The sequence below is a fragment of the Actinophytocola gossypii genome (assembly GCF_025165815.1).
GTDB lineage: Bacteria > Actinomycetota > Actinomycetes > Mycobacteriales > Pseudonocardiaceae > Actinophytocola > Actinophytocola gossypii.
The window spans coordinates 328527-352199 of record NZ_JAFFZE010000006.1; the positions used below are offsets into that span (position 1 = coordinate 328527).

Annotated in this window: 23 protein-coding genes; 10 read left to right on the forward strand and 13 right to left on the reverse strand. The window is 73.0% G+C overall.

What is annotated here, in order from left to right:
• The first annotated feature begins 1 nt into the window (after position 1).
• Positions 2-673, forward strand: a complete 672-nt coding sequence (locus JT362_RS06175) for a GntR family transcriptional regulator (RefSeq protein ID WP_260190040.1) — start codon at positions 2-4, stop codon at positions 671-673.
• Here JT362_RS06175 and JT362_RS06180 read toward each other — a convergent pair.
• Entirely contained in the window at positions 670-2937 is a 2268-nt protein-coding gene (locus tag JT362_RS06180; RefSeq protein WP_260190041.1) for a helicase-associated domain-containing protein, read from the reverse strand. The genes JT362_RS06175 and JT362_RS06180 overlap by 4 nt on opposite strands.
• Positions 2938-3010: 73 nt before the next feature.
• Here JT362_RS06180 and JT362_RS06185 point away from each other — a divergent pair, with 73 nt between their 5' ends.
• The 4 genes from JT362_RS06185 to JT362_RS06200 are packed head-to-tail and all read left to right on the forward strand — an operon-like array spanning position 3011 to position 6002.
• Entirely contained in the window at positions 3011-3199 is a 189-nt protein-coding gene (locus JT362_RS06185; RefSeq protein WP_260190042.1) for a hypothetical protein, read from the forward strand.
• 2 nt (positions 3200-3201) lie between these two features.
• A complete protein-coding gene (locus tag JT362_RS06190; protein WP_260190043.1) occupies positions 3202-4602 on the forward strand; it encodes an NAD-dependent malic enzyme in 1401 nt (466 codons plus the stop codon).
• Positions 4603-4611: 9 nt separating this feature from the next.
• Positions 4612-5091, forward strand: coding sequence for a cyclic pyranopterin monophosphate synthase MoaC (gene moaC, locus JT362_RS06195; RefSeq protein ID WP_260190044.1), 480 nt, complete (start codon positions 4612-4614; stop codon positions 5089-5091).
• Positions 5088-6002: a molybdenum cofactor biosynthesis protein MoaE gene (locus JT362_RS06200; RefSeq protein ID WP_260190045.1), complete on the forward strand. Its 915-nt coding sequence runs from the start codon at positions 5088-5090 to the stop codon at positions 6000-6002. The genes moaC and JT362_RS06200 overlap by 4 nt, the downstream gene beginning before the upstream one ends.
• Before the next feature lie 81 nt (positions 6003-6083).
• Here JT362_RS06200 and JT362_RS06205 read toward each other — a convergent pair whose 3' ends face one another.
• Both JT362_RS06205 and JT362_RS06210 read right to left on the reverse strand, forming a co-directional pair.
• Positions 6084-6740, reverse strand: a complete 657-nt coding sequence (locus JT362_RS06205) for a transglycosylase family protein (protein ID WP_260190046.1) — start codon at positions 6738-6740, stop codon at positions 6084-6086.
• 447 nt (positions 6741-7187) lie between these two features.
• Positions 7188-7460, reverse strand: a complete 273-nt coding sequence (locus JT362_RS06210) for a MoaD/ThiS family protein (protein ID WP_260190047.1) — start codon at positions 7458-7460, stop codon at positions 7188-7190.
• 22 nt (positions 7461-7482) lie between these two features.
• On the opposite strand from JT362_RS06210, the gene JT362_RS06215 reads away from it, so the two are divergent.
• Positions 7483-8283 carry an HAD-IIA family hydrolase gene (locus JT362_RS06215; RefSeq protein WP_260190048.1) on the forward strand — a complete coding sequence of 267 codons (801 nt, stop codon included), beginning with the start codon at positions 7483-7485 and terminating at the stop codon, positions 8281-8283.
• 114 nt (positions 8284-8397) lie between these two features.
• Here JT362_RS06215 and JT362_RS06220 read toward each other — a convergent pair whose 3' ends face one another.
• From JT362_RS06220 to JT362_RS06230, 3 genes are all read right to left on the reverse strand, one after another.
• On the reverse strand, positions 8398-9690 hold the full coding sequence (locus JT362_RS06220) for an MFS transporter (protein WP_260190049.1): 1293 nt from the start codon (positions 9688-9690) through the stop codon (positions 8398-8400).
• Between the two features lie 98 nt (positions 9691-9788).
• The gene (locus JT362_RS06225) at positions 9789-10235 is read right to left on the reverse strand and encodes a MarR family winged helix-turn-helix transcriptional regulator (RefSeq protein ID WP_260190050.1); all 447 of its coding nucleotides are present in this window, start codon (positions 10233-10235) and stop codon (positions 9789-9791) included.
• Positions 10236-10266: 31 nt separating this feature from the next.
• Complete coding sequence (locus tag JT362_RS06230) at positions 10267-11721, reverse strand: NCS2 family permease (protein WP_260190051.1); 1455 nt, start codon at positions 11719-11721, stop codon at positions 10267-10269.
• 20 nt (positions 11722-11741) lie between these two features.
• Here JT362_RS06230 and JT362_RS06235 point away from each other — a divergent pair, with 20 nt between their 5' ends.
• On the forward strand, positions 11742-12020 hold the full coding sequence (locus JT362_RS06235) for a DUF2530 domain-containing protein (protein ID WP_260190052.1): 279 nt from the start codon (positions 11742-11744) through the stop codon (positions 12018-12020).
• Between the two features lie 195 nt (positions 12021-12215).
• On the opposite strand, the gene JT362_RS06240 is transcribed toward JT362_RS06235, so the two are convergent.
• The gene (locus JT362_RS06240) at positions 12216-15032 is read right to left on the reverse strand and encodes a sacsin N-terminal ATP-binding-like domain-containing protein (protein WP_260190053.1); all 2817 of its coding nucleotides are present in this window, start codon (positions 15030-15032) and stop codon (positions 12216-12218) included.
• Positions 15029-16441: a DUF3027 domain-containing protein gene (locus JT362_RS06245; protein ID WP_260190054.1), complete on the reverse strand. Its 1413-nt coding sequence runs from the start codon at positions 16439-16441 to the stop codon at positions 15029-15031. Before JT362_RS06245 ends, JT362_RS06240 begins: the two co-directional genes overlap by 4 nt.
• A 39-nt stretch (positions 16442-16480) precedes the next feature.
• On the opposite strand from JT362_RS06245, the gene JT362_RS06250 reads away from it, so the two are divergent.
• Genes JT362_RS06250 through JT362_RS06260 form a run of 3 tightly spaced genes read left to right on the forward strand, consistent with a single transcriptional unit; the run spans position 16481 to position 19767 of the window.
• On the forward strand, positions 16481-17272 hold the full coding sequence (locus JT362_RS06250) for a glutaminyl-peptide cyclotransferase (RefSeq protein WP_260190055.1): 792 nt from the start codon (positions 16481-16483) through the stop codon (positions 17270-17272).
• Positions 17273-17327: 55 nt separating this feature from the next.
• Positions 17328-19268 (forward strand): MFS transporter, encoded by a 1941-nt coding sequence (locus JT362_RS06255; protein ID WP_260190396.1) that lies wholly within the window; start codon positions 17328-17330, stop codon positions 19266-19268.
• Positions 19269-19278: 10 nt separating this feature from the next.
• The gene (locus JT362_RS06260; RefSeq protein WP_260190056.1) at positions 19279-19767 is read left to right on the forward strand and encodes a DUF2771 family protein; all 489 of its coding nucleotides are present in this window, start codon (positions 19279-19281) and stop codon (positions 19765-19767) included.
• A 47-nt stretch (positions 19768-19814) separates the two neighbouring features.
• Here JT362_RS06260 and JT362_RS06265 read toward each other — a convergent pair whose 3' ends face one another.
• From JT362_RS06265 to JT362_RS06285, 5 genes are all read right to left on the reverse strand, one after another.
• Positions 19815-20201: a cold-shock protein gene (locus JT362_RS06265; RefSeq protein ID WP_260190057.1), complete on the reverse strand. Its 387-nt coding sequence runs from the start codon at positions 20199-20201 to the stop codon at positions 19815-19817.
• 198 nt (positions 20202-20399) lie between these two features.
• Entirely contained in the window at positions 20400-22049 is a 1650-nt protein-coding gene (locus JT362_RS06270; protein WP_260190058.1) for an AMP-binding protein, read from the reverse strand.
• A 41-nt stretch (positions 22050-22090) separates the two neighbouring features.
• Positions 22091-22243: an ATP-grasp domain-containing protein gene (locus tag JT362_RS06275; RefSeq protein WP_260190397.1), complete on the reverse strand. Its 153-nt coding sequence runs from the start codon at positions 22241-22243 to the stop codon at positions 22091-22093.
• A 91-nt stretch (positions 22244-22334) separates the two neighbouring features.
• Positions 22335-22784 carry an ATP-grasp domain-containing protein gene (locus JT362_RS06280; protein ID WP_260190059.1) on the reverse strand — a complete coding sequence of 150 codons (450 nt, stop codon included), beginning with the start codon at positions 22782-22784 and terminating at the stop codon, positions 22335-22337.
• A gap of 57 nt (positions 22785-22841) precedes the next feature.
• Positions 22842-23672 (reverse strand): metallophosphoesterase, encoded by an 831-nt coding sequence (locus JT362_RS06285; protein ID WP_260190060.1) that lies wholly within the window; start codon positions 23670-23672, stop codon positions 22842-22844.
• Position 23673: the final 1 nt, after the last annotated feature.

Here is a 23673-nt window from a genome sequence, read left to right on the forward strand (position 1 = left end):
CGTGGCCGACCTGCCACTCGGCGAGCACGCCTACCGGACGCTGCGCGGCCTGATCGTGAGCCTGCGGCTGCCGCCCGGGACTTCGGTGTCCGAGCAGGGCCTGACCTCGGCGTACGGGCTGTCGAAGGCCCCGGTCCGCGCCGCCCTGGTCCGGCTGCGCGCCGAAGGCCTGGTGACCTCGGTACCCAGGCGCGGGCACGTGGTCTCGGTACTCACCCTGCGCGACGTCGACGAGGTGTTCCGGCTGCGGCTGCTGCTGGAGCCCGAGGCCGCCGCACTGGCCGCCGGCAACGTCGACCCGGCCGAGGTGGCCGACCTGTCCCACGACCTGGACCAGGCCAGGCGGTCGGTTCCGGACTCGTTCGCCGCCTTCGTCGCCGCGAACCGGCGGGTGCACGTCCGGGTCGCCGAGGCCAGCGGCAACACCCGCCTGGCCAGGACGATCACCGGCCTGCTGGACGAGGCCGAACGCGCGATCCACCTGGCCCTGGCCGCCGGCGCGGGCGAACGCGGCCTCCGCGTCCACCACGAACACGCCGAACTGCTGGCCGCCCTCACCGCCCCCGACCCCGAAGCCGCCCGCCGCCACATGACCGACGCCCTCTCCCGCTTCCACCACGAGCTGGTGACCGTCCTGCGGACCCGCCCCGCCGTCCTCGACGCGGCGCTCTAGCTCCGGGAGATCAGCGACGCCGAGGTGATCCGGTGCAGGGGGTACTGGCGGACGGTGTCGTTGGTGTCGTCGCGGCCCTCGAGGACGCCGCCGCCGACGCGGAACGGGGTGACCACGCGCTGGGTCGCCACGCCGCGGGAGTCCACGAAGTCGATCAGTACGTGGCCCTGCTGCTCGATCGCCTCGCGGAGCAGGGCCAGGGTCGCGGCCGTGTCGGCCGCGCCGCCGCCCGCGGCCAGCGACACCGTGCGGCCCCGGCGGGTCGCGGCGGCCGTGTCGCCGGCACGCAGCTGGGCGACGATGTCGCGCAGCCGCTCGTCGCTCGGCGGGTTCGGGGTGCCCACCCGCCGGGTGCGGGCGGTCGCGGGCAGCCGGTGGCCCTTCGGCCGCAGGTCGACGACCTGACCGTCGGCGCCCTCGGCGGCCGGGGCGAACCCGGCCTTGCGCAGGTCCTCCAGCACGTCGGCCAGCGGCAGCGGGCTGACCAGGACCGTCGGCGCGATCCGGCGCAGTTCCAGGGACGCCGCCGTCGGGTGCGCGGCGACCTCGGCCAGCAGCACCGGGTCGTCGCAGCGCAGGAACGACGCCGCCACCCCGCCACGGAGCCTGCCGTGCCGGCGGGCGACGTCGTCGATCAGGTAGCTCAGCCCCTGCGGGACCGGCGTACGCGAGCGGGTGCGGAACAGTTCGTGCAGGTCCTCGGCGGTGCGGCCGGCGTCCAGCGCGCGCCGCACCGACGCCTCGGTCACCCGGTACACGGTCGCGCTGCCGGCCGACTCGACGTCCGCGACCAGCCCGACGTCCACGGCCAGCGTCGGTTCCAGCGGGCCGGGCGCGACGACGGTCAGGTCGGCCTGCACCAGCACGTGGTCGATCGGCTCCGGCATCGACTCGGCCATCGCCTTGGCCGCCTGCGCCGGGCCGTCGGCGAGCAGCGCCCGGCCGGCGGCGGTGATCGCGCCGAGTGCGACCAGGCCGAGCGCGGTGGCCTCGGCGAGCGTCCAGCGGACGATCTCGTCCCGCAGCCGCCCGCCGCGGCGGGGTGCGCGCCAGGCCAGCACGTCGGCCAACTCGTCCGGCGACGCCACCCCGGTGCCGGACGGCAGGTCGGCCAGCGCGCCGAGCACCCGGCGGCGCTCGGCCGGGGCGGGCGGACGGCGCAGGTCGTCGGACAGCGGGGCGAGCACCTTGTCCTTGGCGTCCCGCATGCCGGCGAGGCCGGGCAGGCGGGGCAGGTCGAGCCAGGCGGCGGCGAGCGTCGCCCACTGGTGCTGCGGGGTGGCCACCAACCACGGGTCGACGGCCGAGGTCGGCATCCACTCCGGGCTGGTGGCGGTGGCGCTGTCGGCGACCAGGCCGGCACCGAACAGCAGCTCGGCGAGCAGCGCCGCGCCCCGGTCGTCGGTGTCCAGCTCACGGGCGAGCCGCCGCACGTCCCGCACGCCGAGCCCGCCCGCCTTGAGCACCGCGGCCGGTTCGACCGACCACAGCTCCACGAGCTTCTCCGCGCGCCGCAACAACTCCAGCGCCTCACCGGCACCGGTCGCGTCCACAGTGGAGTGTTGACGCAGCTGCATCGGCGGCTCATCCAGCCGAACCGTCCCCAGTGGACTCTCCCCGCGCAGCACCAGCCCGACCTGACGCGGCAGCTCCACCGTCTCGGCGTCCCGGCGCAGCAACAGGCCCCGGGCGAGCAGCCGCTGCACCGGCGTCTCCGCCCGCTCCAGCGGCACCACCACGGCGGCGTCCCTGGTGCGGCCGACCGGGGAGCCGTGCGCGAGCGTGCCCAGCAGCCTGCGGTCCGCGTCCGGCAGCTCGGCCAGCACCGCGGCGATGTCCACCCCGTCCAGCGCGGGGGAGGGCTGCCCCAGCCCCGCCGGGTACAGGCCACCGGCCTCGCGCGCGGCGGGCGCCACCGACAGCGACTCCGGCTCGCCCCAGGCCAGGGCGAGCCCGACCAGCCGGTCGACCGCGGCTCGCACCCGGCTCGCGGGCACCTCGGGTCCGACCAGCGCGGCGACCTCGTCGAGCGGCACCGGCGCCCGGTCGGCGTCGGCGACCACCAGCGCGTCCAGCACGGCGAGGGTGAAGGTGTCGAGGCCCTCCGCGGCCCTGGTCACCGAGGCCCGGCTGCCGGCCCGCGCGGCCAGCACCGCGACGTCGGCCGGCGGCGGCGCGGCCAGGTCGGGTCGCGCGCGCAGCAGGTCGGCCAGCTGCCGGTCGTCCTGACCGCGCAGCCATTCGGTGAGCGGAGCGGCGGGCACCCGACCACGGTATACGCGTGACACCCTTCCGGTAGCCTCAAGGCCCCGACACCGAAGGACAGGGAGGGCATCCGTGGCCGCCGATCGCCGCAAGGGCCAGCGCTCGCACCGCATCGACCCGACGTGGCCGGACGTCGAGCACCCGGTGACCGAGATCGCCGCGGACCGACAGGGCGCGCTGTCGCCCTACGGTGACGTCACCTTCCCGCTCCCGGCCGACGAGGTGGGCTACGTCCACCCCGAGACCGAGATCAACAAGTAGCCATGCCCGTCCCCGGTCCCGGTTACTCCATCACCGTCCGTGTCGAGGCGCCGCCGTCGGCCAGCGCCGCCGGCGACCTGGCCGCCGCGGTCGGCCACGCCGGCGGGGTGATCACGGCGTTCGACGTCGTCGAGTCGCACGCCGACCGCATCGTCGTCGACCTCACCGCCAACACCTACTCCGACGCGCACGCCCGCGACATCACCGCCGCGCTCGAGGACCTGCCCGGCGTCGCGGTGCGCAAGGTGTCCGACCGGACGTTCCTGATCCACCTCGGCGGCAAGATCGGCATCAGCCCCAAGGTCCAGCTCCGCAACCGCGACGACCTGTCCCGCGCCTACACGCCCGGCGTCGCCCGGATCTGCCAGGCGATCGCCGACAACCCCTACGACGCGCGCCGGCTGACCATCAAGCGCAACACCGTCGCCGTGGTCACCGACGGCTCGGCCGTGCTCGGCCTGGGCAACCTCGGCCCGGCCGCCGCGCTGCCGGTGATGGAGGGCAAGGCCGCGCTGTTCAAGAAGTTCGCCGGCGTCGACGCGTGGCCGGTGTGCCTGGACACCCAGGACACCGACGAGATCATCCGCGCGGTGGAGCTGATCGCCCCGGTCTACGGCGGCATCAACCTGGAGGACATCGCCGCGCCGCGCTGCTTCGAGATCGAGGCGCGGCTGCGCGACAAGCTCGACATCCCGGTGTTCCACGACGACCAGCACGGCACCGCGATCGTGGTGGTCGGCGCGCTGCGCAACGCCCTGCGGGTGGTCGGCAAGCAGCTGAGCGACTGCAAGGTCGTGGTCTGCGGCGCCGGCGCGGCGGGGTCGGCGATCATCCGGCTGCTGCTGCGCAAGAAGCCGGGCGACGTGCTGGCCGTGGACGTCGAGGGCATCGTGCACCCGGACCGGGAGGGCATGGACCCGAACCTGGCCTGGATCGCCGAGCACACCAACAGCGACCGGGTCACCGGCTCGCTGACCGACGCCCTGGTCGGCGCGGACGTGTTCATCGGCGTGTCCGCGCCCAACCTGTTCGGTGCCGACGCGGTCGCCACGATGGCCGACGACGCGGTGGTGTTCGCCCTGGCCAACCCGGACCCGGAGATCGACCCGCTGGAGGCCCAGCGGCACGCGGCGGTGGTGGCGACCGGGCGCAGCGACTACCCGAACCAGATCAACAACGTGCTGGCGTTCCCCGGCGTGTTCCGCGGCCTGCTCGACGCGCAGGCCCACCGCATCACCGACGAGATGCTGCTGGCCGCCGCCGACGCCATCGCCGACGTGGTGGACGGCGACCGGCTGAACGCGTCGTTCATCGTGCCGAGCGTGTTCGACAACGCCGTGTCCCCGGCCGTCGCCGAGGCCGTGGCGAAGGCGGCCGCCCCGACCGGGGGCCGACCGGCCTAGGCTCGGGCCATGGGTGAGCTGACTCATGTGAACGAGTCTGGGGCGGCGCGGATGGTGGACGTCTCCGGCAAGGAGGCGTCCGCGCGGGTCGCGGTGGCCACCGGGACGGTGCGGACCACCGCCGAGGTCGTGTCGCTGCTGCGGTCGAACGGGCTGAAGAAGGGCGACGCGCTCGCCACCGCGCGGATCGCCGGGATCATGGGCGCCAAGCGCACCCCGGACCTGGTGCCGCTGTGCCACCCGATCGCCATCTCCGGCGTCACCGTGGAGTTCGCGCTCGGCGATGACCGGGTCGACATCACCGCGACCACGAAGACCACCGACCGCACCGGCGTCGAGATGGAGGCGCTGACCGCGGTCGCGGTCGCCGGGCTCACCCTGCACGACATGATCAAGGCCGTCGACCCGGCCGCGGTGCTGGACGCCGTGCGGCTGGAGCGCAAGGACGGCGGCAAGACCGGCACCTGGACCCGACCGGAGGGCAGATGACCCGCACCGCGCGTGTCGTGACCGCGTCCAACCGCGCGGCCGCCGGGGTCTACGCGGACCGGACCGGGCCGCTGATCGTCGACTGGCTGCTCGGCCGCGGCTACGAGGTGCCGGCGCCGGTCGTGGTGCCGGACGGTGAGCCGGTGCTGGCCGCGCTGCGGGCGGCGGTCGCGGACGGCGTGGACGTCGTGATCACCACCGGGGGCACCGGGATCAGCCCGACCGACCGCACCCCGGAGGTGACCGCCCAGGTGCTGGACCACGAGGTCCCCGGCCTGGCCGACGCGATCCGCGCGGCGGGCCTGCCGGCGGTGCCGACGGCCGTGCTGTCCAGGGGCCGGGCCGGGGTGGCTGGCCGGACGCTGGTGGTGAACCTGCCCGGCTCGACCGGCGGGGTGCGCGACGGGCTCGGCGTGCTCGACGGCGTCCTGGACCACGCGGTGGAGCAACTGCACGGCGGCGACCACCCGCGGGCGGAGATCGTGCCGGCCAGGGTGTTGCGCGCGGCCGTCGTCGACGCGGACCTGTCGGTCGACGAGCACGCGACGCTGGTCGGCGAGGCCGCGGCGGGCGCAGTGGTGACGTTCGCCGGCGTGGTCCGCGACCACGACGGCGGCCGAGGGGTGCGGGACCTGGACTACGAGGGTCACCCGAGCGCGGAGGCGGTCATCGGGGAGGTGGCGACGGCGGTGGCGGCCCGGCACGCGGGGGTGCGGGCGCTGGCGGTCAGCCACCGGATCGGATCGCTGGCGATCGGGGACGTGGCCCTGGCGTGCGCCGTGTCGGCGGAGCACCGGGCGGAGGCGTTCGCGGCCTGCGCGGAACTCGTCGACGAGGTGAAGCGCCGCCTGCCGATCTGGAAGCACCAGACCTTCACCGACGGGACCGACGAGTGGGTCAACTGCCCCTGACCCCTTCATCGCGCTGAACCACGGAGAAGGGCTCCACCGCCGGGGGATCGCGGTGGAGCCCTTCTCGTGAGCGCGGTCAGCTCACTTGGTGGCGATCTTCTGACCCACGAGGATCAGGTCGGGGTCGCCGATGAACTGCTTGTTCTTGTCGAACAGCGCCTGCCAGCCGCCCTTGACCTTGTGCTCCTTCGCGATCTTGGACAGCGTGTCGCCGGCCTTGACCGTGTAGTCGCCATTGGGGTTCGACTTCGCCAGGATCGGCTCGGCCGGGGCGTAGGTCTCCTGCTGCGGCTCCGGCTGCGGTTCGGCCGGCGCCTCCTGGTAGGAGGACGACGACTCCTCCGAGCGGCCCTCGTACTCGTTGCTCGGCGCGCTGGCGCCGGAGTAGCCGCGGGAGCCGCACACCGGCCACGCGCCGATGCCCTGCGAGTCGAGGGTGTTCTCCGCGACCCGGATCTGCTCGGCCTTGGAGGCGTTGGCCGGGTTGCCGGACCCGCCGTTGGCCTCCCAGGTGCTCTGGGAGAACTGCAGGCCGCCGTAGTACCCGTTGCCGGTGTTGATGCCCCAGTCGCCGCCGCTCTCACACTCGGCGATGGCGTCCCAGTTCACCGACGAGTCGGCCTGGGCGGGGGCGGTGGCAAACGCCAGCGGAACACCTGCGGCGGCGCCTGCGACGACGACGCGGGCGATGTTACGCATGGCGGCGGACTGCTTGCGGTGCTTGCCGTGGTAAGCCATTTCAATCTCTCCCTCAACGCCTGCTGGTTTGTCCCCATCCCGTCCGGAGGTTCTCTTTCAGTCGGGGGATATCTCCCGAGTGCCCGCCGGACGGGTTTGGCGTTTCGGGCACTCGGGTCTTGCCTGGTTGGTCGGGGCCAACCTGAAGCGACGGTACGTAACCGAAAGCGAGATCGGTAATTGAGCGCCACGTGGCGTGGGTCACAGTAACGAGTCAGAAGCTCAAACGATTGGACTGTTTCCGCAGGTCGAGCCCATGAACGAAGTCGTTATAGGCGCGTTAACGTACCGAGATAGTTCACGCAAACTGAGTCCTGTGTCACGTCTAAAGAGCCGGATATCGGCTACTGCAAAACGGCCGGGGCTGCAGTGTGAAAACGAGTGGCTACCCGCCGCGAACCCGCCTCTATTCGATCGGGGTATGCCGATCGAAGTCGATCTTTGCTTTCAGCCCCCGGCGAACGGCGGAAGGACGTCGACGCCCGATCCGTCGACAAGAGTGATGCCGTGATCGCGGACACTGATCCCGTCGAGCAGAAAGCTGCACGCGGTGAGCACGCGGGTGAGTCCGTCACCGTGCCGCGAGCCGAGTTCGGCGACGAGGTCGCGCACGGTGGCACCGGCGGCGAGCCGGATGGTTTCCTCGGGGATGCCCGCCGCGGCGCGTGCTCCGGCGAAGTAGCGCACACGCACCGTAGCGTCGGCTGGAGCGGTGGTCACCCCGACAGGTTAGCGTTTCGGCATGGCCTGGACTTATCTCATGGACATGGACGGGGTCCTGGTGCACGAGGAACACCTCGTGCCGGGCGCGGACAAGCTGATCGCCGAACTGCGCGAACGGGACCAGCGGTTCCTGGTCCTGACGAACAACTCCATCTACACCCCCCGCGACCTGCGAGCACGCCTGCGCCGCACGGGCCTGGACGTGCCGGAGTCGGCCATCTGGACCTCCGCGCTGGCGACCGCGACGTTCCTGGAGGCGCAGCGCCCGGAGGGCTCGGCGTACGTGATCGGCGAGTCGGGCCTGACCACGGCCCTGCACGAGATCGGGTACATCCTGACCGACCGCGACCCCGACTACGTCGTCCTGGGCGAGACCAGGACCTACAGCTTCACCGCTATCACCACCGCGATCCGCCTGGTCGAGGGCGGTGCCCGGTTCATCGCCACCAATCCCGACGCGACCGGCCCGTCCCGCGAGGGCTCGTTGCCGGCGACCGGGTCGGTGGCCGCCCTGATCCAACAGGCGACCGGCCACGCCCCCTACTTCGTGGGCAAACCGAACCCCCTGATGATGCGTAGCGCCCTCCGCGCGCTGGGAGCCCACTCCGAGTCGACCCTGATGATCGGCGACCGGATGGACACCGATGTCCGTTCAGGCCTGGAAGCCGGCCTGCGGACGATCCTGGTCATGACCGGCATCTCGACCCCCGAAACGGCCGAACGCTTCCCCTACCGCCCCAGCCTCGTCATCGACTCCGTAGCCGACCTCGTGGGCCGAGCCCACGACCCCTTCGGCGACGGCCCTTGCGAGGAGAACTGAAGTTAGGCTAACCTTAGCTCGTCGCTTCGTGGTGGGAGCGGCAGTCAGTTCGGGAACACACGAGACCCCGGTCCGGTAGGCGGCACTACCGAACCGGGGTCTCGTGCTTCCCGGCTACGCGGCGTCCGCGCGTTCCAGTTCCGGTGCCGGGCGCGGCTCGACCCGGCGGCGTACCCACCGCCTCGGCCGGACCCGCGGCCGCATCCGTACCCCGCCGCGCCGGGCGAGTACGAACCCGCACACCACCGCCGCCAGTACGGCCACCGCGCCACCGGCCACGAACGGCGAGCGACCGCCGAACTCGGCAGCCAGCCAGCCCGTCATCGGCGCCCCGACCGGGTTCCCGCCGACGAACACCAGCATGTACAGCGCCATCACGCGCCCGCGCATCTCCGGCGCCGTCGCCAGCTGCACCGTGTTGTTCGCCGTGTTCATGAACGTGATCATCGCGACGCCGACCGGCACCAGCGCCAGCCCGAACGCCAGGTACGTCGGCATCAGCCCGGCGACCACCTCCAGCACGCCGAACGTGAACGCCGACCCCACCAGTAGCCGCATCCCGGGCCGCCGGCGCGTGCTCCGCCGCACCGCCAGCAGCGCCCCGCCGAGCGTCCCGACCGCCAGCAGCGTCGACAACAACCCGTACCCGTCAGCGTCCCGGCCGAACACGTTCGCCGCCGCGATCGCCAGGCTGGTGAAGAACGTGAACGCGAACGTGCTCACGAAGAACACCATCACCAGCACCGTCAGGATGTCCGGCCGCCCGCGCACGTACCGCAGCGCCTCGCGCAGCTGCCCGCGCCGCGACGCCGGCCTCGGCTGGCGGTGCAGCTCGCCGGCGTTCATCCGCGCCAGGTTGACGATCACGGCGACCGTCGTGACCGCGTTGATCAGGAAGACCCAGCCGGTGCCGGTCCAGACGATCATCATGCCGGCGAGCGCCGGGCCGACCACGCGCGCGAGGTTGAACATCGTCGAGTTCAGCGCCACCGCGTTGGTCAGGCGGTCGCGGCCGACCATCTCACCGACGAACGCCTGGCGCACCGGCGGATCGGCCGCGGTGAACATGCCGAACACGAAGCACAGCAGGTACACGTGCCACAGCGCCACCAGGCCGGAGACGTCCAGCACGCCCAGCACCAGCGCGCACAGCGCCATCCCGGTCTGCAACACCATCAGCATCCGGCGCTTGTCGTGCCGGTCGGCCAGCACACCCGCCCACAACGTGAACAGCAGCGTCGGCAGGAACTGCAGCGCCGCGGCCACGCCCAGCGCGACCGGGTCGTAGCCGGAGAGCTCCAGCACCAGCCAGTCCTGCGCGACCCGCTGCATCCACGTGCCGACGTTGGAGATCACCTGCCCGGACGCGAACAACCGGTAGTTGCGCACCCGCAGGGATCCGAACATGCCTCGATCGTCCCCATCGGTCTTCGACGCGTCGGCGAGCGCGGCTCGAGGCGGACCGCTCGCACTGGTCGGGTCACACGTTCTTCTGCTGTCTGTCACTAATCCTGTTGGCTCGCCAACCGGTCGATGATCTCCGCCGCCTGGGACAGCACGTCCCGGTCGGCGGGACTCAGCTCGGCGAGCCGCTTGTCCAACCAGGCTTCGCGCGCGGAGATGTCGGCCAGGATGAGCGCGCTCCCCTCCTCGGTGATCTCGACGATGGCCTGCCGGCCGTCACTGGGATGTGGTCGACGGCTGACGAAACCGAACTCCTCGAGCGCGGCGATCACCCTGGTCATGGACGGGGGTTGGACTACCTCCTTGGCCGCGAGCTCACCAGGGGTGAGCGGGCCGCACTTGTGCAGGCAGAACAGCGCGGAAAGTTGGGTGAGCGTCACCGAGGAGCTGGTCCGCTGGGCCCGAAGCCTGCGGTTGAGCCGCACGGTCGCCACGCGCAGACGGCTGGCGAGCGAGCGTTCGGCTACGTCCGGCTCACTGTTCGACACATAGTTAGCATACCTCACGACCTGGCGGAAGTCAGGCGAGGGCTGTCTGGATTGGGCCGATCGCGAAGTACACCACGAACAGCGCGGCGATGACCCACAGTAGCGGGTGCGTGCCGCGCGCCCGGCCGGTGACCGCGCGCAGCACCACGTAGCTGACGAACCCGGCCCCGATGCCGTTGGCGATCGAGTAGGTGAACGGCATCACCACGATCGTCAGGAACGCCGGCAGCGCGACGGTGAAGTCGTCGAAGTCGATCTCCCGGATCTGCGCCATCATCAGCACGCCGACGATCACCAGCGCGGGCGCGGCCGCCTCCACCGGCACCGCCTCGTACAGCGGCGTGAAGAACATCGCGGCGAGGAACAGCAGGCCGGTGACCACGTTCGCGAGCCCGGTGCGGGCGCCCTCGGCGATCCCGGACGCCGACTCGACGTAGACGGTGTTGGAACTCGACGACGCCGCGCCGCCCGCGACCGCGCCGAGCCCGTCCACGAACAGCGCCCGGCCGACCCCGGGCAGCTTCCCGTCCCGGCCGATCAGCCCGGCCTCCTTGCCCAGCCCGGTCATGGTGCCGATGGTGTCGAAGAAGTCGGTCAGCACCAGGCTGAACACCAGCAGCACCGCGGTGATCACCGGCACCTGGACCCAGGCGTCCAGGTTGACCTGGCCGACCAGCGACAGGTCCGGCGTGCTCACCACGTCGTCCGGGACGGCCGGGTAGCCGAGGTTCCAGCCGGTCGGGTCGGTCCCGCCGGACCGGCCGGCGCCCACGACGGCCTCGACGACGATCGCGATCACCGTCGAGCCGAGCACCCCGATCAGGATGGCGCCCTTGACCCGCTTGGCGACCAGGATCCCGGTCAGCAGCAGCCCGACGACGAACACGGCCGTCGGCCAGGACGCGATCGAGCCGTCGATGCCGAGCCCGACCGGGACCGTCGTGTTCGCCGCGTCCGGCACCCGGCGCACGAACCCGGCGTCGACCAGGCCGATGAGCGTGATGAACAACCCGATCCCGACCGCGATCGCGGCCTTCAGCGACGCCGGGACCGCGTTGAACACCATCGTGCGCACCCCGGTGACCACCAGGATCAGCACCACGACCCCGTTGACCAGCACCAGGCCCATCGCGGCCGGCCAGCTCATCTGCGGCGCGATGGTGACCGCGACGAACGCGTTGATCCCGAGCCCGGTGGCCATCGCGAACGGGTAGTTGGCGACGAGTCCGAACAGGATCGTCATCACCCCGGCGACCAGCGCGGTGACCGCGGCCACCTGCCCGGCCGGCAGGATCGCGCCGAACGCGTCGTCGTGCGTGGTCGGACTGTCCGGGTCGGCGGAGAAACTACCGATGATCAGCGGGTTCAGCACGACGATGTAGGCCATCGTGACGAAGGTGACCAGGCCGCCGCGGACCTCCCGGCCCGGGGTCGAGCCGCGTTCGGAGATCCGGAAGAAACGGTCCAGCGCCGTCCTGGTGCTCATGGGACGGTAGCCTCGCAAACGTGCCTGGTGAAGCGGAACCCGACGCGCGGAAGATCCCCCCACCGCCGTTGCCGCCACGGCTGCTCGCCCTGGCGCCGATCGTCTACGTCGGCACGACCCTGTGGTTCCTCGCGCTCGCCGTCCTCGCCGTCGGCCACTACGCCTTCGACGTGTTCCCGCCCATCTGGATGTGGACCGCCCTCGCCGGCTCCGTCCTCGGCCTGATCGGCATCCCGATCATGCTCTGGCAACGCAACGCCTCCCGCCGCGGCGCCAGAGGCGCCCAGAAGATCCGCTGACCCCGCGAGTCGTACCTTCCCGTCGCGCGAGTCGTACGTTCCGGTCGCGCGAGTCGTACGTTCCGGTCGCGCGAGTCGTACGTTCCGGTCGCGCGAGTCGTACGTTCCGGTCGCGCGAGTCGTACGTTCCGGGAGCGTACGACTCGCCGGACGGGAGCGTACGACTCGCCGGACGGGAGCGTACGACTCGCGAGGTCAGGGGAGCAGGGTGTCGGGGTCGTCGAGGAGGGCGGCGAAGGTGTGGCGGGCGGGCCAGTGGGCGGTGGCCCAGGCCAGGGCGCGGGCCAGGCCGGCGGTGGTGTCGGTGCAGTGCACGACGCCGCCGTCCACCCACCAGGGGACCTCGTGGTCGATCAGGCCGATGCGGACGGTCAGGCGCTCGTGCACGATCGGTCCGCCGGGTGGGACCGGGACGCCGACCAGGTCGCACGCGTCGACCACCGCGCCGAGGTCGGTCCAGGCGACCGGCTCCGCGCGCTCACGGACCACGCCGACGACCACCTCGGTGGCCAGGGGCAGGTCGAGCAGGTCGGCCAGGGGCTCGGCTAGGTCGAAGTCGAGGCCGACGGTCACCGCGCGCTCGGGAGCCAGGACACCCAGCACCCATGGCGCGTCGAGCACCACACCCTCGGCGGCCGGCAGCACGGCGCCGGTGAGCGTGCGGACCGCGATCGGGGCCTCGACCTCGTCGGCGGCGACGTCGCCGTCGCGTACGGCCCTGGCCAGGGCGGCGTGGGCGCGCATCGTCGCCCCGGCACCGACCGGGCGGTCCGCGTCGGCCAGGCGGTCGAGCAGGTCCTCCGCGTCGGCCGGGTCGGTGACGTCGAGGTGGTCGCGGACGCCGACGGCACGCAGCACGGACGGCGCCAGGTCCGGCGGGGCCGCGTCGTACAGGCCGGCCAGGGCGTCGGCGTCCGGCATCCGCAGCGTGCGCGGCGGCTGCCCGTCGAGCAGGGCGTGCCGGCCGATCCACCAGCCGGTGTAGCCGTGCGGCTCGTGCAGGGCCTGCCAGGTCTCCGGACTCGCCGCCAGCAGCGCCAGCACGGCCGGCCAGGCGTCGTCGGCGACCAGGTCGAGGTCGCGCACCGCGGTCATCCGGGTCGGCGGCTCGGGCAGCGACTCCCACCAGTCCTGCTCGTCGGCGAGGTCGTGGTCCGGCCCGGCCGGTGACTCGTCGACGACGACGGCGAACGTGTCGAGCACGCCGACCGCGGTGAGCACGTCCCTGGGCCAGGCGCGCGCGGTGTCGTCGGCCAGGACGCCGAGCGGGGTGTCCTCGTCGAGCAGGTCGAGCAGGGGAGAGTCGGGCAGGGCCAGTTCGTCGGCGCGGCGCCAGTCGCCCGCGCTGTCGCGGAGGGCGAGGGCCGCGAGCCAGGGGCGTTCGCCGGGGCGGGCGCCGGTCGCGTCGACGAGCGCCCGGACCGATTCGTGCAGGTCCGTGAGGTCCATGCCGGACTCGGCGTCGTCGACGCTGCGTTCCACGTCGTCGCGCAGGGAGTCGAGCAGGTCGTGCGCACCGCCGCGGCGGGCACCGAGGCGTTCGAGCAGCGGGTGCGCGGCGTCGGGATGCACCGCGTCACCGATGGCGACGGCACCGAGGTCGGCGTCGATCAGCAGGGCGCCGCGCGGGCCGGGGATCGTGCGGCCGTCGACCATCGGCACCGGGAGCGCGCCGAGGGCCTCCCGCGCGTCGGCGTCGACCTCGGCGAGCGGGGCCAGGGCGTCGTAGAGCCGGTGCCACCAGGCCGGGTCGCGGTCGATCCCGGTGACGGCGGCGACGAGGTCGGCGGCGTGCAGGCGCCTGGTGTCGAGCGCGGCGAGGGCGGCGGCGTGCTCGGGCGCGGCGAACTCGGCGGTGACCAGGCCGGGGACGACGTCGGCGAGCAGGTCGGCCAGGGCCGGGCTGTCGACGGGCAGCAGGGCGGCCGCGGCGGGGGAGACGGGGTCGCCGGTCGGGCGGGGGAGCCAGGGGGTGGCGCGGAGCGCGCCGAGGACGCCCTGGCGGAGCTTGTCGTCCACTTCGGACAGTGGGAAATCGGGGAGCGGTACCAGGTTCGTGCGCGCGGCGGGTTCGAGGTGGTCGAGCAGGCGGGGGTAGGCGCGGATCGCGGCGTCGAGCACGAGGTCGGTGGCGGGGCCGGGGGCGACGCGGCGGCGGGTGGTCTCGACCGGGAGGGTGGCTATCAGCCTGGCGGGCAGGGAGAGCCGCTCGTCGGTCGGCGTCGGCGCGTGCAGGACCGGGTGCTCGGCGCGGTCCGTGCTGTACGCCCAGCAGATTGTCCACTGTGGACGCTGTTCGGTGGCGGCGACCAGGTTCGCGGGCAGTTCGCCGGAGTCGCGGACGGTGACCCAGCGGGTGACGCCGTCCGGCGCGTGCAGTTCGTCGCCGTCCCGGTGCCAGACGCGGTCGCCGATCTCGACCCGGGTGAGGCCGTCGAGGGACAGCAGCAGGTCGACGGCCTGGTCGGCGAACTCGTCGAGCAGGGCGGCGGGGTCGACGTCGTCCCGCAGCGGCAGCCGGACCTCGGTGTCGAAGCCGTCCGGCGGGGGCTCGTCGGTCGGCCAGGGGAGCCGGAGGACGGGGACGCGGCCGGTGACGTCCGCGGCCTCCCGGGTGCGCTCGGCGGAGAACGCGACGCCGCCGGTCCGGGACACCACGCGGGGCGCGTCGGTCACGGTGAGCACCGCGGCGAACCCGACGCCGAACCGCCCGACGCCGTCACGTTTGGCGGACGCGCGCAGGGAGGCGAGCGAGGCGACCCCGTCGCGGTCCAGCGGTGTGCCGGTGTTGGCGACCCGCAGCTCCCGGTCCACCACGGACACCCGGAGCCGGGCGTCCTGCCCGGCGGCGTCGGCGGCGTTCTGGGCGAGCTCGACGAGCAGGCGGTCGCGGTAGCCGCCGAGGTAGAGATCCTCCTCGGCGTTGGCGTCCTCGCGGAACCGGGTGGGCGAGGACGCCCAGGAGGAGAGCACGGCGTGCCGCAGCCGCGCGGTGTCGAAGGGGTCGTTCACCCGTCCGCCGGCCGTTGCCCGGTGCTGTCCTCCGGCCCGTCGGTCTCCCGCACGTCGGTCTCGGTGGTGACGAGGGGTTCGAGCGGCGCCGCGGGCTCGGCCTCCGGCGGAGGCTCCGGGGAGGATGCGGACGCGAGCGCCCCCTCGGACGCAGGCTCGGCCTCTGGCTCGGGCGCGGCCTTGGACGCGGCCTTGGACGCGGACTCCGACGCGGACTCCGACGCGGACTCGACCTCGGATGCGGACTCGGACGCGGGCTCGGACGCGGACGAGGACGAGGACGAGGGCCTCGGCGAAAGCTCGGCCTCCGGCGAAAGCTCGGCCTCCGGCGAGGACGTGGGGTCGGCCTCGGACGCGGGCTCCGGTGCGGGCGCGGCCTCGGGTGCGGCCTTCGGTGAAGGCGAGGGCGAGGGCTCGGTCTCCGGGGAGGATGTCGGCGCGGCCTCGGACGCGGATTCCGGTGCGGGCGCGGCCTCGGGTGCGGCCTTCGGTGAAGGCGAGGGCGAGGGCTCGGCCTCCGGGGAGGATGTCGGCGCGGCCCCGGACGCGGATTCCGGTGCGGGCGCGGCCTCGGGTGCGGCCTTCGGTGAAGGCGAGGGCGAGGGCTCGGCCTCCGGGGAGGATGTCGGCGCGGCCTCGGACGCGGGCTCCGGCGTGGGCAGGGGCTCCACGTCCAGTTGGGCGTCGTCGTAGATGAGGTTGGCTACGAGGACGGGGGAGACCTGCTCTACCTCTGCTTCGGAGTGGGCGCCGCAGCCGTACTCGACGTGTACCACGTGTGCGTCGGCCGGGGACATCTCGTTGCCGCAGGTGCCGAAGGCCGCCCGGAGCGAACCCGCCAGTGGCAGGTAGAAGCCGCACGTCCCGCACTGGCCGGGCGCCGAGCGGGCCATGTCCGACCGCGGGCCGAACTCGCCGTTGCGCCACCGCGACGCGGCGTCCTCGCGCGCCGGTCGCGCCATCACCCTGGTCCGGCCGAGGCCGACCTCACGGGCGACCTCCTCCACCGCGGGATCGTCGGAGGCCAGGTACGCGGGCACCAGCCGAGGATCGTCCGGCGCCGCCGGCAGCAGGTCGCCGACCCCGAGGTCGCCGGCCTGGACCCGGCGCTCCCACGGCACCCAGTCCGGCGCGACCAGCGCGTCCGGGCCGGGCAGCAGGACGACCTCGCTGACCGTCGCGTCCGTGTCCGGGCCCGCGCTCGCGACCGTCGCCGCCCAGCGCCAGCCCCGGTAGCCGGGCTTGTGCGCCTCGAACAGGTGGGTGACGGCCGAATCGCCGTCGATCTGCGCGCCGACGTGCGCGCCGACCTCCTCGTCGCCCGCCTCCTGCTGGGCGGCGGCGCGCGCGAGGTCGACCTCCGCGACCAGCGCGGGGTCGTTCAGCTCGTCGGTCTGCGGCACACTCATCACAGACGATTGTGCCGTACGCATGTGAGGCTGGTTCCCGTGAGGGCTCCGTTGACGCTCGTCGCCCTGTTGCTGGTCACCTCGTGCGCCGCCACCCCGCGCGCCGAGACGCCGCCGCCCGCCGCCGCCGACACCCTGCGCCCCGAGGTGATCGAGGTCCGCCCGCACGACCCGACCGCGTTCACCCAGGGCCTCGAACTCGCCGACGGCGTCCTCTACGAGGGCACCGGGCTGGAGGGCCGCTCGGCCATCCGCGCACTCGACCCGGAGACCGGCGAGGTGCGGCGGGCGGAGGCGCTGCCGGGCGACGTCTTCGGCGAGGGCATCACCGTCGTCGGCGACACGATCTGGCAGCTGACCTGGCGGGACGGCATCGCGTTCCGGCGCGACCGGGCGACCCTCGCCGAGCGGGACCGCGTCTCCTACGAGGGCGAGGGCTGGGGCCTCTGCCACGACGACACCCGGCTGGTGATGAGCGACGGCACCGCCGAGCTGACCTTCCGCGACCCGGACACCTTCGCCGAGACCGGCAGCGTCGAGGTCCGGGACGAGGCCGGGAACCCGGTCCAGCGGCTCAACGAACTCGAGTGCGTGGACGGCGCCGTCTACGCGAACGTCTGGCAGACCGACCGGATCGTGCGGATCGACCCGGCCACCGGCGACGTCACCGCGACCGTCGACCTCACCGGCCTGCTGCCCGAAGAGGACAGCGCCGGCGCCGACGTGCTCAACGGGATCGCCGCCGTCCCGGGCACCGACCGGTTCCTGGTGACCGGGAAGCTGTGGCCGAAGATGTTCCTGGTGAGGTTCGTCACCGGTGACGACGGGTGAAATCCCCAGCACGAGGGCCTGGTTCCGGCTCCGGAACCGGTCGAAGTACGGCAGGATGGACGGCGTGATTCGTTCCGGTTCGGGTGAGGAGGAGTCGGAGGGCCGCCGTGGCCGCTCCCGCTCCGGCCGGAAGCGCCGCCGCTGGACCGACCAGCCGCAGCCGTCGATCCAGAACCCACCTCCGCCCCCGCCGCCGTCCCCGAAGCCGCCGACCGCGCGCTACCAGGCACCCCCGCCGCCGCCCCGGGACGAGCCGCGCGAGGAGCCGCTGACCAACGCGATCCCGCTGCCGCCGCGCGAGGAACCGCTCACCAACGCCATCCCGACGGCGAGCCCCTACCCGCCGGACCAGCACCGCACCCGCCCGGTCCACCACGAGCCGCCCCAGCCCGCTCCGCAGTGGGCACCGCCCCAGCCGACGCAGCGGCGCAACTGGCGTGACGTGCCCCCGCCGCGCCGCCACCTGCCGCCGCATCCCCAGCCGACCCGGCGCGAGGAGTTCCCCGAGACCTACGGCCCGGACGGCTACGCCCGTCAGCCCGGCCAGGAGCACGAGCCCCCGCCGGAGCACCCGGCCGCCGCGCCGCAGTACCCCAAGAAGCTCACCGTCACCCGTGTCGCCGCGCTGCGCGGCCGGGAGCTGACCGGCAAGGCCGTGTCCGCGTTCCGCCGCGCCGCGAACGCCGACGGCGCCGACAAGTCCGGCCTCACCTCGCTCACCTACGCCACGATGCTCAACTACGCCAGCGACGCGGCGATGGCCGTGGCACTGGCGAACACGCTGTTCTTCTCCGCGGCCAGCGCCGACTCCAGCCGCGGCAAGGTCGCCCTGTACCTGCTGATCACGGTGGCGCCGTTCGCGCTGGTGGCGCCGGTCATCGGCCCCGCGCTCGACCGGATCCAGCGCGGCCGCCGGCTCGCGATGTGCGCGACGTCGGCCGGGCAGGCGCTGATGTGCGTGGTCATGGCGCTGAACTTCGACTCCTGGCTGCTCTACCCCGCTGCGCTGGGCAAGATGGTGATGTCCAAGTCGTTCACGGTGCTCAAGGCGGCGGTCACGCCGAGGGTGGTGCCGCCGGACATCACGCTGGCCAAGACCAACGCCAGGCTGACCGTGTTCGGCCTGGCCGGCGGGGCCGCGTTCGGCGCGGTCGCGACGCTGGTGCTGCAGCTGTTCGGCTCGCCGGGCGCGCTCTGGTTCACCGCCGCGATCTGCGTGTTCGGCGCGTTCCAGGCGATGCGCATCCCGGCCTGGGTCGAGGTCACCGAGGGCGAGGTGCCGGCGTCGCTGTCGGCCAACCCGCAGCAGCCGAAACGACAACCCATGGGCCGACATGTGGTCGTCGCGTTGTCCGGCAACGCGACGATCCGGATCCTCACCGGGTTCCTGATGATGTTCGCCGCGTTCGCGGTGCGCGCGCAGACCGAGGGCGACCCGTTCATGCAGCTGCTGCTGCTCGGCGTGATCGCCGGCGCGGCGGGGGCGGGCAGCTTCATCGGCAACGGGATCGGCGCGCGGATGCACCTGGGGCACCCCGAGCAGGTGGTGCTGGGGTGCATCGCGGGCTGTCTGGCGTCGACGGTGGTCGCGCTGCTGATGGAGGGGATCGGGACCGCGGCGATCGTCGGGCTCGTCGGTGCCACGGCCAGCGCGCTGGCCAAGAACAGCCTGGACGCGGTGATCCAGGACGACCTGCCGGAGGAGTCCCGAGCGTCGGCGTTCGGCCGGTCGGAGACGGTGCTGCAGCTGGCGTGGGTGTTCGGCGGGGCGGTCGGCGTGCTGCTGCCGCCGACGTTCTGGATCGGGTTCCTGGTGGTGTCGGTCCTGCTCGCGCTCGGGCTGGCCCAGACCATGCTGACCAGGAAGGGCGCGTCGCTGCTGCCGTGGTTCGGCGGCAACCGCACGGTCCGGCCGCCCCGGACGCCGACCGCGCCGGGAACGCCGGCCGCCGCGTTCCAGGAGGGGCCGCCGAGCGGGTCGGAGGAGCGCACGTAGTCTCGCTGTCGTGCGTCTCGTCGTTCTTGTGGTGGCCGGGTTGCTGCTGGTCGGGTGCGGGCAGTCGGAGCCGCCGCCGGAGGACCCGGAGGTCGCCTTCACCGTCGGCGACACCGAGGTCAGCGCGAAGCCGTACCTGTACTGCGACGTGCAGGTGCAGGACTGCAAGCGGGACAACACCGCGCAGGTCAGTCTGGAGGTCGCGCCCGGGACGCCGGTGCTGGTGACCGTGCCGGACGAGGTCGCCAAGACCCCGTGGTCGGTGGTCATCCAGTACAAGACCGGAGCCGGCGAGCAGAAGGCCCCCGAGACCGTGGCCACGTTCGCCCCCGGCAAGGCGACCACCTTCGAGGCCCTGCCGCCCGGCGCGGGCGCCCAGCTGCAGACCGTCGAGGTCAAGCAGGCGGGCGCCAAGCTCGTCCGCGACGACAAGGGCGAACCGGCCGCCGTGTCCCGTGGCGTCTGGTCCGCCCAGATCGAGGCTCCGGCGAAGCCCTGAAGGTGGCCTTCGGGACGCTCGGCGTCTCGAAGGCCACCTTCAGGACATTACGGGTCCAGCTCCCGGGCGACGGCCCGGACGACCTCGGCGATGCGCTTGGTGGCCTTCCGGTCGGGGTAGCGGCCGCGGCGCAGGTCGGGTTGGACCTTCGCCTCCAGGAGCTTGATCATGTCCTCGACCAGCCCGTGCAACTCCTCCGCCGGCCGCCGCCGGGCCTCCGCCACGGACGGCGGCGGGTCGAGCAGCCGGACCGACAGGGCCTGCGGCCCCCGGCGCCCGTCGGCCACCCCGAACTCGATGCGCTGGCCGGCTTTCAGCCCCGGCACCCCGGCCGGCAGGGCTGACGACCGGACGTAGACGTCCTCGCCGCCATCCTGTGTGACGAACCCGAAGCCCTTCTCCGAGTCGTACCACTTGACCTTTCCGGTCGGCACAACGACTCACCTCCACACAGACGAACGCGCCCCAGGGCGTACCCAGGACGCGTCCGTCCAGCCTATGCCAACCAGTCTGCCAGGGGGTAGCCGGTTTGTCCGCCAGCGGCTGCGCGCGAACGCCACGAGGCGGCCAGGTCGTTGCGGAGTGGGTCACCAGCCCGCGCTTTCGTGCACAGCGTCGCGACCCGTCGGAGGTCAGGCGTGCCGGGCGGCGGCGATGTCCTGGAGGCCGAGCAGTTCGACCGACACCTGCCGCATCTCGACCTTGCGGATCTTGCCGGTGATCGTCATCGGGAACTCGTCCACGACGTGCACGTACCTCGGGATCTTGTAGTGCGCCAGCCGCCCGGCGCAGAACTCGCGCACCGCCTCGGGTGTCAGCGGTGAGACGCCTTCCCGCATCCGCAGCCAGACCATCAGCTCCTCGCCGTACCGCTCGTCCGGAACGCCGATCACCTGCGCGTCCAGTACGTCCGGGTGCGTGTACAGGAACTCCTCGATCTCCCTCGGATACACGTTCTCCCCGCCCCGGATCACCATGTCCTTAATCCGCCCGGTGATGTTCAGGTACCCGTCCTCGTCCATCACCGCGAGGTCGCCGGTGTGCATCCAGCGGGCGGCGTCGATGGCCTCGGCGGTCTTCGCCGGTTCCTCCCAGTAGCCGAGCATCACCGAGTACCCGCGCGTGCAGAACTCGCCCGGCTCGCCGCGCGGCACGGTGCGGCCGGTTTCCGGGTCGACGACCTTGACCTCCAGGTGCGGGTGCACCCGCCCGACCGTCGACACCCGCCGCTCCACCGAGTCGTCCGCGCGGGTCTGGGTCGACACCGGCGACGTCTCGGTCATCCCGTAGCAGATGGTGACCTCGGTCATCCCCATCCGCTCGATGACCTGCTTCATCACCTCCACCGGGCACGGCGACCCGGCCATGATCCCGGTCCGCAGCGACGACAGGTCGTGCTCGCCGAACGACGGATCGGCCAGCTCGGCGATGAACATCGTCGGCACCCCGTACAGCGACGTGCACCGCTCCTCGGCCACCGCCGCCAGCGTCGCCGCGGGGTCGAAGCCGGGCGCGGGGATCACCATGCACGCGCCGTGCGAGGTGGCCGCGAGGTTGCCCATCACCATGCCGAAGCAGTGGTAGAAGGGCACCGGGATGCAGATCCGGTCCGCCTCGGTGTACCCGCACAGCTCGCCGACGAAGTATCCGTTGTTCAGGATGTTGTGGTGCGACAGCGTCGCGCCCTTGGGGAAGCCGGTGGTGCCCGAGGTGTACTGGATGTTGATCGGGTCGTCGGCCGACAGCCCGGCCTGGATCTCGGCCAGGTGCGCCGCCGACCCGCCGCGCCCGATCGCGACCAGGCCGTGCCAGTCGGCCTCGCCGATCAGCAGCACGTCGGTCAGCGCCGGGCACTCCGGCCGGACCTCGTCGATCATGGCCGCGTAGTCGGAGCCCTTGAACGACGGCGCCGCGACGAGCGTGCGGATCCCGGCCTGCTGGAGCACGTACTTCAGCTCGTGCGTCCGGTACGCGGGGTTGATGTTGACCAGGATCGCCCCGATCTTGGCCGTCGCGTACTGCGTGAACGTCCACTCGGAACAGTTCGGCGCCCAGATCCCGACCCGGTCGCCGGCCTCCACCCCGAGGTCGACCAGGCCCAGCGCGACCGCGTTCACCTCGTCGGCGAGCTGCCGGTACGTCCACCGCCGCCCGGACGTCCGGTCCACGAGCGCGTCCCGGTCCCCGAACGTCGCGACCGCCCGGTCGAGGTTGTCCCCGATGGTGTCACCGAGCAGCGGCTTGTCCGAGGTCCCGGACACGTAGCTTGGCCTGGTCGTCATCGCGCACCTCCCTGTGCTCGACCCCATCATGCCGCTCGGGGTCAACCGCCGAGGCCGGTCACCAGGTCCGCCGGCGCCACGGTGGCCGGGCGGTCGCTGACCTGCCCGTCGCCCAGCTCGACCACCCGCCACCGGCCGTCCTCCCGGCGCGCCAGGTCGACGGTCGCGAACGGCAGCCCGAGGCCGGCGACCAGCGGCTCGACCCGCCGACAGGTCCAGGTCGGCCGGCGGCGGGTCGTGCGGGGTGTCCGGGTGCGGACCCACCACGCGGCAGCGGCCGCCGACCTACCAGGTGCGCGCCTCGGCCCCGGTGAACGGCTCGTACTCGCGCAGCACGAACCCGCGGGCGAAGTCGTCGCCGCGCAGTTCGCGGAGCCGGGACGCCATCCGCCAGGCGTGCTCGCCGTCGGCGAGATCGGGTACGTACGCGGCCTCGTCCCAGTGGTGTTTCGCCGACTTGCGGTAGTCGCGCAGCACGGCCGGGCCGCCGCCCAGCTCGGCCCTGGCCCGGTCGAAGGCGTCCCGGCCGTCACCGACCGTCCACACCGACCTCGGCGTGACCGGCGCGAGGGCGGCGTACCAGCCGGGCAGCTCGTGCGCCCGCCGGTGGGCCTCCGCGCCGGTACGCGGGACCACACCCCGCTCGGCCAGCGCGGCGACGAAGCCGGCGTACCGGTCGGCGCCGACCATCCAGCCTCGGTACACGGCATCCTGACCAGCGGGAACCTTGGCCACGCCGGCATCGCCGTCGCCACGGGCGAGGGCGCAGGACGTCGCCGGGCACGAGGAGCATCACGAAGGTTTCTCGTCCTCGGCGGGTTTCGGGTTCCAGGGGAGTGGCACGACCAGGCAGGGGCCGCCGACGAAGACGCCGCCGTCGACGCCGAGGGCCCGGCCGTCCGCGTACTCGTAGGGGCCGTCGACCAGGGCGGGCGCGATGCCGAGCTGGTCGGCGATGACGCTGTGGCCGTGCACCACCCGCTCGCCGCCCAGCACGGTCAGCAGCTGGCCGGCGGTCTCGGCGCCGTGCGGGCCGCGGAAGGCGTGCCGGGTGGTGAGTCTGCGCCACACCTCCCACCAGTCGACCAGGTCGTCGGAGCGCAGCACGGCCCGGATGCCCTCGTTGATCTCGTCGATGTCGCCGCCCCAGACCAGGTACTCGACGGTGTCCGAGTGCATCAGCAGGTGCTCGCCGACCAGCGCCACCGCCGGCCGCTCGGTCAGCCACTCGACGTGCTCGTCGGTGATCGCGTCCTGGTCGGTGGGCTGCCCGCCGTTCATCTCCCAGCTGCGGGCGAAGCTGCGCGGGCCGAAGTCGGACGGGACGTCGGTGTCGCCGAACCGGTGCATGCCGAGCAGCAGGATCTCGTGGTTGCCGAGCAGCGCCTCGACCCGGCCACCCGCCTCCTCGGCCTCGCCGGCCAGGCGCATGACCAGGTCGATCACGCCGATGCCGTCCGGGCCGCGGTCGACGAAGTCGCCGAGGAACCAGAGGTGCGTGTCACCGCCGGACCAGGTCGTCTCCTCGTCGACCAGCCCGGCGTCGGCCAGCGCGGCGAGCAACTCGTCCAGGTGCCCGTGCACGTCGCCGACCACGAAAGTGGAGCGCGCGTCTTCCTGCACA